Source organism: Collinsella sp. HCP28S3_E12 (assembly GCF_052065595.1).
Taxonomy (GTDB): Bacteria; Actinomycetota; Coriobacteriia; order Coriobacteriales; family Coriobacteriaceae; genus Collinsella.
On record NZ_JBQHTS010000001.1, the window covers coordinates 190,628 to 202,668 of the forward strand.

At 60.0% G+C, this 12,041-nt stretch carries 8 protein-coding genes; 3 read left to right on the plus strand and 5 right to left on the minus strand.

Annotated features, from left to right (window positions below):
* Nucleotides 1–108 precede the first annotated feature (108 nt).
* Nucleotides 109–1,344, minus strand: coding sequence for a chloride channel protein (locus ACTNBY_RS00865; RefSeq protein ID WP_441063017.1), 1,236 nt, complete (start codon nt 1,342–1,344; stop codon nt 109–111).
* A gap of 314 nt (nt 1,345–1,658) precedes the next feature.
* Between ACTNBY_RS00865 and ACTNBY_RS00870 the strand changes: the two genes are divergently transcribed.
* The gene (locus ACTNBY_RS00870; RefSeq protein ID WP_427718202.1) at nt 1,659–2,360 is read left to right on the plus strand and encodes an ABC transporter ATP-binding protein; all 702 of its coding nucleotides are present in this window, start codon (nt 1,659–1,661) and stop codon (nt 2,358–2,360) included.
* A 5-nt stretch (nt 2,361–2,365) separates the two neighbouring features.
* The gene (locus tag ACTNBY_RS00875) at nt 2,366–5,131 is read left to right on the plus strand and encodes an FtsX-like permease family protein (protein ID WP_441063018.1); all 2,766 of its coding nucleotides are present in this window, start codon (nt 2,366–2,368) and stop codon (nt 5,129–5,131) included.
* Nucleotides 5,132–5,643: 512 nt separating this feature from the next.
* Here ACTNBY_RS00875 and ACTNBY_RS00880 read toward each other — a convergent pair.
* Together ACTNBY_RS00880 and ACTNBY_RS00885 are read right to left on the minus strand one after the other, a co-directional pair.
* Nucleotides 5,644–6,723: a 6-phosphofructokinase gene (locus tag ACTNBY_RS00880; protein ID WP_154514896.1), complete on the minus strand. Its 1,080-nt coding sequence runs from the start codon at nt 6,721–6,723 to the stop codon at nt 5,644–5,646.
* A gap of 140 nt (nt 6,724–6,863) precedes the next feature.
* Complete coding sequence (locus tag ACTNBY_RS00885; RefSeq protein WP_441063019.1) at nt 6,864–7,949, minus strand: carcinine hydrolase/isopenicillin-N N-acyltransferase family protein; 1,086 nt, start codon at nt 7,947–7,949, stop codon at nt 6,864–6,866.
* 161 nt (nt 7,950–8,110) lie between these two features.
* Between ACTNBY_RS00885 and ACTNBY_RS00890 the strand changes: the two genes are divergently transcribed.
* Nucleotides 8,111–9,496, plus strand: a complete 1,386-nt coding sequence (locus tag ACTNBY_RS00890; protein ID WP_441063020.1) for a M18 family aminopeptidase — start codon at nt 8,111–8,113, stop codon at nt 9,494–9,496.
* A 285-nt stretch (nt 9,497–9,781) separates the two neighbouring features.
* Here ACTNBY_RS00890 and ACTNBY_RS00895 read toward each other — a convergent pair whose 3' ends face one another.
* A complete protein-coding gene (locus ACTNBY_RS00895; protein WP_441056356.1) occupies nt 9,782–10,723 on the minus strand; it encodes a D-2-hydroxyacid dehydrogenase in 942 nt (313 codons plus the stop codon).
* A gap of 123 nt (nt 10,724–10,846) precedes the next feature.
* The gene (gene map, locus ACTNBY_RS00900) at nt 10,847–11,734 is read right to left on the minus strand and encodes a type I methionyl aminopeptidase (RefSeq protein WP_441063021.1); all 888 of its coding nucleotides are present in this window, start codon (nt 11,732–11,734) and stop codon (nt 10,847–10,849) included.
* Nucleotides 11,735–12,041: the final 307 nt, after the last annotated feature.

Here is a 12,041-nt window from a genome sequence, read left to right on the forward strand (position 1 = left end):
AAGCGGGATGCGCTTTCCGAATGGCGTCCCAAGCGGAAACCGTGTCCCGGAATACAGCCTCAGAGTGGGACGTCGTTTCCGGTTGAGACCACCTGCTTGGACATCTTTCTACGCTCGCTCTTGCAGGGCGTAGATCGACTTATCCATGTTGAACAGGTAAGCCACGACGCAGACAATAAAGAACATCGGCAGATTACCAAAGCCGAAGACTTCGCAGCCAATAAGGATGGGTGCGAGCAGCGTATTGGTGGCGCTGCCAAAGACGGCTGCGTAGCCCAGCGCGGCGCAGAACTCGGCGGGCATGCCGAGAATCCCGGCGAGTACGACACCCAGGCTGGCTCCGATGGAAAACAGCGGCGTCACCTCACCACCCTGATATCCTGCGGCAAGTGTGGCGATGGTGAGTACGAATTTGAGCGCCCAGTCCCAAGGCATGATGGTGACCTTACCGTTACCGTTGAGCGCCGCCGATATCAGGTTGGTGCCAAGGCCGCAGTATCGACCCTGCCACAGTGCGAACAGAATCGCCGATAGCGCGATGCCGATAGCGGCGATGCGCGCATAGGGGTTGGGGAGCAGCCGCGCCGCAAGGGTCTTGGTATGGGCAAGGCACCAGGCAAAAGCTCCACCTACCATACCAAACGCGATGCCTAGTACCGCAAGCCGTCCAAGACCGGGGAGGTCAAGCGCGCATGAGGCGACAACGGCGACCTCGAACTTCTCGAGTCCCAGGACACCGGAGGCCATACTTGCGGCGAGCGAGGCTGTAAGCGCGGGAAACAGCGCGCGGTATTCCATGCGTCCTGCGACCAGTACTTCGATAGCAAAGACCGTGGCAGCAAGGGGCGTTCGAAAGAGCCCGGCAAAGCCGGCGGCCATGCCGATAAGCAAAAACGTGTTGCCGGGGTCTCGGAAAGGTAGACGTCGGCCGATCCAATGTGAGACGGTTGCACCGATCTGCACGGCCACACCCTCGCGTCCCGCACTGCCGCCAAAGAGGTGCGTCCCCCACGTGCTCAGCATAATGAGCGGCACCAAGCGCGGCGAGATGGCGTCCTCACGCCCGTGGCCTACGTCGAATACCAGGCTCATGCCGCGGTCGGTGCCCTTGCCCCAAGCGCGGTAGGCAAACACGATGGCAAGGCCCATAAGGGCGAGGAAGGGGAGGAGCAGGGTGATGTGCTCGTCGCGGAAGGCGCCGATCGCCAAAAGCACGCGTCCAAAGAGCGCGCAGATGGCGCCAACGATGATACCGACGGGGATTCCGACGGCACCCATAAGCACAAGACCGCTATAGGTGTTGAGCAGACGTTTGATTCTGCTCGATGCGCTGCTTTCCGACACTTCTCCTCCAAAACAAAAAAGACTCCTGCCGCAGCGTGATGCCTAGGGGCATCACGTAACAGCAGAAGTCATCAGCAACAAGGCGGTTTAGGGTAACGCGGCAGCTTGGCTGGCGCACCCAACGGAGACATTCATTCCGCAGTGGCATCATAGCGGTGGATACGGTTTGGGTCAAATGGTTGCCGTGGACAGTCCTGGTGCCTGCCCGCACCCTCGTTTCCCCATATAAAACCTGCCAAAATAAACCTGTCCCTTTTTGGTCGGTGCGAAATGGGTAATACTAAAGAGTTATCCGACCAGATGGGAATTAATCGATGGCTTATATCGAATTCAAAGACGTCGTCAAAGCATACGGCGAGGGTGATGCCCGCATTCACGCGCTGGACGGCGCGAGCTTTACGGTCGAGCGTGGCGAGCTCGCCATCATTTTGGGTGCTTCGGGTGCCGGCAAGACCACGGCGCTCAACATTCTGGGCGGCATGGATACGGCGACTTCCGGCACCGTAACGGTGGATGGGCGCGACGTGAGTTCCGCCAATGAGGCGCAGCTCGTGGAATACCGCCGCGCCGACGTCGGCTTTGTCTTCCAGTTCTATAACCTGGTTCCCAACCTGACGGCGCTCGAAAACGTCGAGCTTGCGGCGCAAATCTGCCCCGATTCGTTCGATGCCGAGCAAACGCTTCGCCAGGTTGGCCTGGGCGAGCGCCTCGCCAACTTCCCCGCGCAGCTTTCGGGCGGCGAGCAGCAGCGCGTGTCCATCGCCCGCGCACTGGCCAAGAACCCCAAGCTGCTCCTGTGCGATGAGCCCACGGGTGCCCTCGACTACAAAACCGGCAAGCAGATTTTGCAGCTGCTGCAGGATACCTGCCGCAAGCAGGGCATTACGGTCATCATCATCACGCACAACTCCGCGCTCGCGCCCATGGCCGATCGCCTGATCTGCTTTAAGAGCGGTCGTGTGGAGAGCGAGACGGTCCAGCAAAATCCCGTGCCTATCGAGACGATCGAGTGGTAGCGCCCATGGACCAAGATCGCCAAAACAGCCAAAACCACGATACGGAGCACGTGGGTCACGATCGGGAGTTCGCGACCTACCGTACCGCTCAAAGCTCAAATGATATGGCGCCGACGGTTTTTCGCCGTGGCATCTCCCGCACAATCCGAGGCAGTCTTAAGCGCTTCCTATCTATCGTGGTCATTACCGCGCTCGGCGTGAGCGTGATGTGCGGTCTTAAGGCGGGCTGCGAGGATCTTCGCGATTCGGTCGACGTCTATTTTGACCAGCAGAATGTCTATGACATTAACGTGCAGTCGACCTATGGCCTTACGCGCGACGATCTTGCGGCCATTCAAGAGGTCGACGGCGTCGAGACGGCCGAGGGCATCTACACCGAGACCGCCTACACCGCCGTGGGTACCACGCGCGAGCGTGTAGTCGTGCAGAGCCTTTCCAGGAAGAATATCGATCAACCGGTGCTGGTGAGCGGCGATTTGCCCGAGAGCGCCGGCGAGGTCGCGGTGACTTCGAAGTTCCTGAAGGCTTCGGGCAAAAAGCTCGGCGACACGGTGAGTTTTGCCGCCAATGACGCGAGCTCGTCGAACCAAAGCGCCAAGGACCAGTTTGCCGCGGGTGATTACACCATTACGGCCGAGGTCCTCGATCCTACTGATGTGAGCTCCGACTCGACAGTCAACGCCTTTCGCGCTGCTTCGGCTGCGGACTATAAGTTCTATGTGAGCGAGGATGCCGCGACATCTTCTTCCTACTCCGCGGTCCACGTGATCGTCGAGGGAGCCAAGAGCCTCAACTCCTATTCAGATGCCTACACGACAAAGATCAACGAGGTCAAGGGTAATATCGAGAAGATTCGCGACGAGCGTGAGAAGGTGCGCGCCCAAGAGCTGACGGTCGACGCGCCGGCAAGCTTGGATGCCTCCGAGCGCCAGGCGAATATGCTCTTTGGGATTGAGCAGGACAACATCAACCGCATGCCCCAGGGCAGTGAGGAGCGCGCTCGGGCTCAGGCCGATTTGGACCAGCGCCGCGCCGCCACCGACCAGCAGTTTGCCGATGCACGCGCCGAGCTTTCCGATCTGGGCGAATGCACTTGGTACATCCAGGATCGCGGTAACATCGCAAGCTACTCAAGCGTCGAGAGCGACAGCTCTTCGATTGAGGCCATCGCCACGGTTTTCCCATTTATTTTCTTTGTCGTAGCCGTACTCATCAGCCTTACCACCGCCACTCGTATGGTCGAGGAGGAGCGCACGCTCATTGGCCTGTACAAGGCGCTCGGCTATTCACGCGGGCGAATCCTGTCCAAATACGTGGACTACTCGCTGTGGGCATGTCTGTTCGGTGGCGTACTCGGCAACATCATCGGATTTGTGGGGTTGCCGCTGTTCCTGTTTACGGTGTTCGACGACATGTACTCACTGCCCCAGATGCTGCTTTCGTACGACATCGTGTCCTCGATCGTCTCGGTGGCGCTGTTTACCGTGGGCGTGGTGGGTGCCACGATTATCGCCTGCCGCCACGAGATGGCCGAGACCCCAGCCTCGCTTATGCGTCCCAAGGCCCCGCGAGCCGGCTCGCGCATCTTGCTTGAGCGCATCGGCTTTATTTGGCGCCGCATGGGCTTTTTGAACAAGGTGGCAGCGCGTAACCTGTTCCGCTACAAAAAACGTGCCTTTATGACCATCTTCGGTATCGCCGGCTGCACGGCGCTCGTGATCTGCGGTATGGGCATCCGCGATACGTCGGTGGCGCTTTCGCCCAAACAGTATGGGCATATCACGCGCTATGACTTGCTGGCGGTCGCCAATCCCGATGACTATGCTCAGACGTGTGCGGCGCTGGAAGAGCGTAGCGCGGCCAGCGACTCCGGCGTACGCGTGACCTCGACCCTGCCGATTATGACCGACAACGTCACCTTTACGTTTGGCGGTAGGAGCGAGACCGTACAGCTCATCGTGGTGCCCGACGACCGCACGGGTGACTTGGGCGATTACGTGCGCCTGGAGGATGAGTCCAAAGAACCGCTCGCCCTGCGTGACGGGGACGTGTATTTAAGCAAGAGTTCACAGCTGGTGCTGGGGATTCAGCCGGGCGATACGGCGCAGGTCCAGGATTCGTCGCTCAATGTTACCAAGGTCAAGGTTAGCGATATCTCGCTTAATTATTTGGGCAACACACTTTATATGACGCAGGGCACCTATGAGCGCGCGTTCGGCCGAAGCGCGCGTCTTAACGGCATCTTTGTGCTGCTTAAGGGCTCGTCGGCCGACCAGATTGCGTTTAGCAAGAAGCTTAAGAGTGACGGTTGGCTTACGATTTCGAGTACGGCCGAGCATTGGGAGAACTATGAGTCGAACTTTACGATTATCAATTCGGTCGTAGTGCTTGTGACCTTTATGGCGGCGTGCCTGTCGTTTGTGGTGGTGTTTACGCTGTCTAATACGAATATTTCGGAGCGCGAACGCGAGCTGGCGACCATCAAGGTGCTGGGCTTCCGCCGTGGCGAGGTGCACCACTACGTCAATAAGGAGACGTTGATCCTTACGGCGATTGGCACCGCACTGGGCGTGCCGCTGGGTGGCCTGCTTGCCGAGAGCTTTACGTACGTTCTTCAGATGCCGTCGCTGTACTTTGATGTTGAGGTCGAGCCGCTGAGTTTCGTGCTCGCTGTGGTGCTTTCGTTTGGCTTTACGATTATCGTCAACCTCGTCACCAACCGAACCCTCAACAAGATTGATATGGTCGGTGCCCTCAAGAGCGCCGAGTAACCTGTTCTTGGATTCAAGTTGTAGCGAGCTGTGACGTGCCGCAGTCGCTTTTTTGTATAAACCGCCCCGCAGAATGCATATTTTGGCGGGGCGGTTGCTTTTTACCCGCAGGTACCCCCAGGGGCGGCGTGCAAATTCCGGAGAATTCAGCATTCCGGAGTCCACGAGTATGGGAGCGGGCGCACAAAACTGCGCTGAAAGCCCTGATTCTGAGCTCCCAACGCCTCAAGAGCCGCTCGTTTTTACAAGATGTGGCCCATGGCGCCTGCCTTTCGCCCAAAATTCAGTATGCAGGCACCCTCGGCTGCTGAAAACTCCCAAAAATGCACGGCGCCTCCTGCCCTAGGCACCCGCAGCAAGAAGACGAATAGCCTCGGCGAGCATGTAAACGCAGGGCCCTCCGACCCCGACCGACGATTTCGATTGGCGACCTTTGACGGAGTCAAGGGAGGAGCCAAATCGAAATCGTCGGTCGGGGTCGGAGGGCCCGATGGGATGGATTTCGGCCGAGGCTATTCGTCGCCGAAGCTGATGCCCAGCGCCTTGGCCTCGCGTACCAGGTCGCTCTGGGGATCGACAAACTTGAGCTTGCCGGCGACCTCCTCGAGCGGCATGTGGCACATCTTGCCGTCACGCAGGGCAATCATGTAGCCAAACTCGCCGCGTAGGCAGCCCAGTGCCGCCTCAACGCCGCACTGGGTCGCAAAGATGCGGTCCTGGGCGTCGGGCTGACCGCCGCGCTGCGTGTGGCCGGGGATGGCGACGCGGGTCTCGCGACCGGTCTTGGCCTCGATCTCCTTGGCAATGTCGTAGACAATCGACGGACTCGTGCGCTCGGCGAGCTTCTTCTTGTACTCCTTCTTGGGCAGCGCCGCGTCCTCCTTGGAGATAGCGCCCTCGGCGACGGCCACGATCGTAAAGCGGCTGCCGGTCTCCATGCGATGCTCGATGGTCTTGATGACGTTACCCATGTCGTAGGGAATCTCGGGAATCAGGATGACGTCCGCGCCGCCCGCGACGCCGGCGTACAGCGGGATCCAGCCAACCTTGTGGCCCATGATCTCGATAACGAACACGCGGCCGTGACTCGAGGCGGTGGTGTGGATGTCGTCGATGCACTTGGTGGCGACATCGATGGCGCTCGTAAAGCCAAACGTCATTTCGGTGCCCCAGGTGTCGTTATCGATGGTCTTGGGCAGAGCGATAACGTTGAGGCCCTCTTCGCGCAGGCGGTTGGCAGTCTTGGTGGAGCCGTTGCCGCCCAGCATAAACAGGCAGTCGAGTTGCAGCTTGTGATAGGTGTGGACCATCGCGGGCACCTTCTCGACACCGTCGGCCTCGGGAATGTCCAGGCGCTTGAACGGCGTGCGGCTCGTGCCCAAAATGGTGCCGCCGCGGGTGAGGATGCCGCTAAAATCGGCAGGCGTCATGACGCGGAACCTGCTGTAGATAAGGCCCTGGTAGCCGTCCTCAAAACCATAGATCTCGATAGGTTCTTCGCTATTGGTCATAAGCGTTTTGACGATGCCGCGCATGGTGGCGTTGAGCGCCTGACAGTCGCCGCCACTGGTAAGAAGACCGATCCTAAGCATGATGAATCCTTCCGGGCAAGTTATAACATGCGCATAAGTTTACCCCCGCACACTGTTGATACGGGGGTAAAACGTGTTAGCTCAAGCGTATAGAAATGTAAACAACGTCAGGCGAGCGTAAGGTCGACGGGCCTGGCTCCTTACAGCGCGAAGGCGTCGACGTCGCCCCAGTGGCGGCGCAGCGTAATAGCGGCGGCGGGTTCGGTATTGTCAAAGACGACCGACCATTGCGTATTGCTGGTGATGTCTTCCGGATTGGGCTCTTGCGCTGCGGCGCGCAGGGCTTCCCAGGCAATCGTTTCGTCCTGGGCACCGACATGGGCGTCAAGGACATCGGCAATTGCGACGGCGCGCTCTTTACCATGGCCCAGCTCGCCGTTCTTTTGGTTGGGCAGCACTTCGTCGCCATAGCAGGGGTAGAAGTTCGTAACCTGGCGTACAGGAGTCGATTTGAAAGCGCGGTCCGGATCGTGCGGATCCCACTCTGCTACGCGCGCGTCACCGGTGGCGTCGTTGATAAAGAAGTGATAATCGCGTCCTGCCATGGCGTGCATGTCGTAGGCGGAAAGCAGGTCGACAGCTTCTTGCGTGGTGGCGGCACGGTCGAGCACCAGACGGATGGCGAGCGAGGTATTGATGACAGGGCGTTGCGTGTCCTGGTCACAGGGCTTGGAATCCAGGGTGAGTACGGCAACGGACACGCCGCATTCGTTAACACCGTCGAGCTGGGCAAACGGACCCATGAGTGCGGCGGCGCGTCCGGCGACGGAGTCAAGCGGAGTGTTATCGCCCAGGTTGTTAAGGGCGGCAAACCCGATGGAGGTATAGCCGCCGCGTGGGTGATTGCGCACCAGCAGCGCCGAGGTGTCGTCCTTAAAGTCGTAATTGCGACCGGTGCGCACGCGGCCTTCGGCATCTACGGCGACAAAAGCGCTGCAGGCAAACTGGGGAGCCTGGACATGTGCCGGCACACCGGGCAGCACCTGCGCCACCACGGCATCGATGTAGGCCTGGTCGTCGCGCACGCCAGCGGCGATGATGCGATCAAGATCGTAGTCGTAGGCGATGTCGATTGCGTACAGGTCATAGCCATCCGCGTAGCCGGTCAAGCGTTTGAGCGACGCGGCGGACTTGATTTGCTTGCGGTAAAGGATACCGGTGGCAGCGGCAAGGCCGACGGCGACTCCCGCGACACCGCAGGCGATGGCAATGTTACGTGGCTTCATGACGGCTCCTCTCGTCCTGTTAGCGTAATTATCGCAAAAGGAGCGCGGGCATGATGGCTCAACCTGGTGAGTGGCACGGGATTAAACATGGAATGAAGAGTGCGGCGCTGGCGTGGCGGGGTATGCTGGAGGGGACCATCAACCCAGCGAAAGGGGAGAGCATGACGGATCAGGAAACGCCCGAGCGCGCGCATGTGACGGCCGACGATATCGAGGCCGCCAACGACCTTATCGACTTTATCGAGGCGTGCCCCAGCATGTTCCATACGGCAGCGACCATTATGGCCGAGCTCGACGAGGCGGGCTTTACCTACCTGCCCGAGAACGCGGCATGGGACATCGAGCCGGGCGGGCGTTATTACACGCAGCGCAACACCTCGAGCGTTATCGCCTTTAAGGTGGGCGAGGACCTGGCCGCGACGTGGGGCGAGGACGGCGTTGCCGGCGACTATCATTTTCAGCTCACGGCGTCGCACAGCGATTCTCCGACGTTTAAGGTCAAGGCCGTGCCCGAGCTTGACGGCGCGGGCGAGACGCTGCGCCTGAACACCGAGGCCTACGGCGGCATGATCGACTACACCTGGTTCGATCGCCCGTTGGCGCTGGCTGGACGCGTGCTGGTGCGCGAGGGCGGCCGTATTGAGAGCCGCCTGCTTGCCACCGAGCGCGAGGTCGCTATCATTCCGAGCCTTGCTATCCATATGAACCGTGGCGTCAATGAGGGCTTTGCACCCAACCGCGCCGTCGACTTGTGCCCGCTCATCAGCGCCGGCGAGCTTAAGCAGGGCGACTTTGATGCTCTGATCGCCGACGAACTGGACGTCGAGCCCGAGCAGATTCTGGGCCGCGATCTGTTTCTGGTCAATCGTCAGGACGCGCGCATTTGGGGCTGGGCCGACGAGTTTATCTCGACGCCCAAGCTCGACGACCTAGCCTGCGCCTACACCTCGCTGCAGGCATTTTTGGGCGCCGAGAATGCGCATGACATCTCGGTCTTTTGCTGCTTCGACAACGAGGAAGTTGGCTCCGAGACCAAGCAGGGCGCCATGTCGACGTTCTTGGCCGATGCGTTGCGTCGCATTAACGGGTCGCTGGGCTTTGATGACGAGTCGTACCACCGTGCGCTTGCCGCCTCGATGCTCGTGAGCTGCGACAACGCGCACGCCGTGCATCCCAACCACGCCGAAAAGTGCGATGCCCACAACCAGGTCGTGCTCAACGGCGGTATCGTCATCAAGGAAGCCGCCAACCAGCACTACTGCACCGATGCCTTTAGCCGCGCAGTGTTCCAGGCCATCTGCGATGACGCAGACGTGCCCACGCAAGCCTTTGCCAACAAGAGCGATATGGCGGGTGGCTCCACGCTCGGCAATCTGTCCAATATGCAGGCGAGCATGCACGCCGTGGACGTGGGCCTGCCGCAGCTGGCCATGCACTCGAGCTACGAGACCGGTGGCGTGCGCGACGTGATGTACGCGATCCGTGCCCTCACGGCTTTCTACGAGCGCGACCTAAACATCAACGGTGCCGAAAGTGTGGAGCTTTAAAACCTGCCAAAAAAGGACGGGTTTATTTTGGCAGGTTTTATCTGGGCAAATGCCGCAATGTCAACGGTAAGACGGAGCTGCTAAGGCTTGCAGATGAAGCCGACGCCAGCGGAACCGCCGCAGGTAGAGCAAAAGTCAGCGAGAGCCCGCCGTTTGAGCCAAGGTGCCGTGAAATGAAGAGGCGCTGACCTTCTGGTCGCGCCTTTGAAATTGAACGGCAGATTGGCCAAACGGCGGGCTCGCAGCGTCGAGGGGTTCCGGCGTTTGGTAAAACGCCGGAACAATCTAATGCTCAATCCAACAACGTAAAGTTTCGCCGGCCAGCAGGTGACGCAGATTCTCCGCGGCGATGTCGACCACGTTATTGAGCGTGGCGGCCAGGTGGAACCAACCCGAGACGTGCGGCGTGATGAGCATGTTGGGTGCATCCCACAGCGGGCTTGTGGCGGGCAGCGGCTCGGGATCGGTGACGTCGACCGCGGCGCCGGCGAGATGTCCCGATTCCAGAGCGGCAACCAGGTCGTCGGCGACCACAAGATCGCCGCGGCCGCCGTTGGCAAAGAACGCGCCCGGTTTCATCGCGGCGAAGAACTCGGCGTTCGCCAGACCGCGGGTCTCGGGCGTGCTGGGCATAAAGGATGCGACGATGTCGGCCTCTGCCAGGCGCTCAGACAGGGCATCCATGCCGTCCATGTCCTCAAACACAATGGGGTAGACGAGCGGATGGCGCTTGATGCCGCGGACATGCGCACCCATGCTGCGGCAGAGCGTGGCAAAGTGGCCGCCGATATCGCCTGCGCCCAGCACCAGCACGTTGGCGTTTTTGAGCGAGGTGACCGGCCCCAAATCCTCCCAGCGATGCTCGCGCTGCAAGTCGTGATAGCCGGGCAGGCGCTTCATCATGGAAAGGACCATGGCAAACATGTGCTCGCTCACGGCCTGACCGTAGGCGCCGATCGAGCAAGACAGCTTGGCTTCAGCCGGCACGGTGCCGGCGGCAAGGTAGTCGTCATAGCCGGCGGTCTGCAATTGCAACAGCTGGAGATGGTCGCATGCCGTGAGCATGTCAGGGTCGATGTTGCCCAGGATCACGTCGGCATCGGCGACCTGTTCGCGCGTGATATCGCCGGCGCTCGTGTAGATAAAATCCTCGCCCGGAGCGCTCGACTCAAGAATTGCACGATGGCGGTCGTTGACGGGCAGCAAAACCAGGATGTTCACAAGCATTCCTCTCCGCTCAACCTGCCAAAAAGGGACAGGTTTATTTTGGCAGGTTTTATCAGGCAAAACGTTCAAATAAAACGCCGGATGTAAGACGAGCGTGCCCGTCAGCATCCGGCGCATCTACGGCTACCAGCTCAGCAGCTCGTAGCCGTCCTCGGTCACCACGAGCTGTACCTCGCACTGGGCCGAGTCGCTGCCGTCCTTGGTGCGCACGCACCACCCATCGCCCTTGCTAATCTTAATGTCGGGTGCTCCGGCGTTGACCATGGGCTCGATAGTAAAGACCATGCCCGGAACCATGATAGTGTCCACGTCGGGCGCCTCGGTGGTAAAGCCCACAAACGGGTCCTCGTGGAACTCCTTGCCAATGCCGTGGCCACCGTACTCGCGCACCACGCTAAAGCCGGCGTCCTCGACCGTCTTTTGTACGGCCTCGGCCATCACGGAGAGCGGCAGCCATGGCTTGACGGCTGCCAGACCCGCCTCCACGCTGGCGCGGGTGACGTCGACCAAGCGCTGGCGCTCGGCCGAGACCTTGCCGATGCAGAACATGCGGCTCGAGTCGCTAAAATAGCCGTCTAAGATCGTTGAGCAGTCCACGTTGATGATGTCGCCCTCGTGCAGTACGTCCGTATCGCAGGGAATGCCGTGGCAGACTACGTCATTGATCGAGGTACACACGCTCTTGGGGTAGCCCTCGTAGTTGAGGTCGGCCGGCGTTCCACTATGCTCGACGGTGTAGTCGTAGATCATCTGGTCGATCTGGTTGGTGGTCATGCCCGCGGCGATATGCTCACCCACATAATCGAGCACGCCCACGTTGATGGCGGCCGAGCGCTTGATGCCCTCGATATCGGCAGGCGTCTTATAGAGCGTGCGGGGCAGGACGTTCCAGCCCTCTTCCCACAGGCGCTCGAGGCGCTCATCAAAGGAGCTGTGACATTTCTTGTATTTTTTGCCGCTGCCGCACCAGCAAGCGTCGTTGCGGCCAGGCACGGGTCCATTGTCAAACATGGCTAACTTCCTTTCATTCGCAGCTAGTATAGCCCACCCGCAGAGCAGCTAATTTGGGACGGGGCTTTTTTGACTGCTTTTGTCCGCGCGGCCTTGCGCCGCCCATATCGCTCCCAAAAGCAGTCAAAAAAGCCCCGTCCCAAAATGAACTGCCTCCCATTTCTTGGACACGAGAAATGGGAGGCTTTTTATGCGAGTCGACTTGAGGGTGAAGCACGACATCGAGGCCAGGAAGGCGGCGATCGGGCTCTTCGAGCGAGGCCACGGCTCCGAGTCGGCGGCGAAGGCGTTGTCGGTCCCGCGCGAC

Coding starts and splice junctions, on each gene's coding strand:
- ACTNBY_RS00870 (WP_427718202.1), top strand. CDS start 1,659: ATGGCTTATATCGAATTCAAAGACGTCGTCAAAGCATACGGCGAGGGT.
- ACTNBY_RS00875 (WP_441063018.1), top strand. CDS start 2,366: ATGGACCAAGATCGCCAAAACAGCCAAAACCACGATACGGAGCACGTG.
- ACTNBY_RS00880 (WP_154514896.1), bottom strand. CDS start 6,723: ATGCTTAGGATCGGTCTTCTTACCAGTGGCGGCGACTGTCAGGCGCTC.
- ACTNBY_RS00885 (WP_441063019.1), bottom strand. CDS start 7,949: ATGAAGCCACGTAACATTGCCATCGCCTGCGGTGTCGCGGGAGTCGCC.
- ACTNBY_RS00890 (WP_441063020.1), top strand. CDS start 8,111: ATGACGGATCAGGAAACGCCCGAGCGCGCGCATGTGACGGCCGACGAT.
- ACTNBY_RS00895 (WP_441056356.1), bottom strand. CDS start 10,723: ATGCTTGTGAACATCCTGGTTTTGCTGCCCGTCAACGACCGCCATCGT.
- map (WP_441063021.1), bottom strand. CDS start 11,734: ATGTTTGACAATGGACCCGTGCCTGGCCGCAACGACGCTTGCTGGTGC.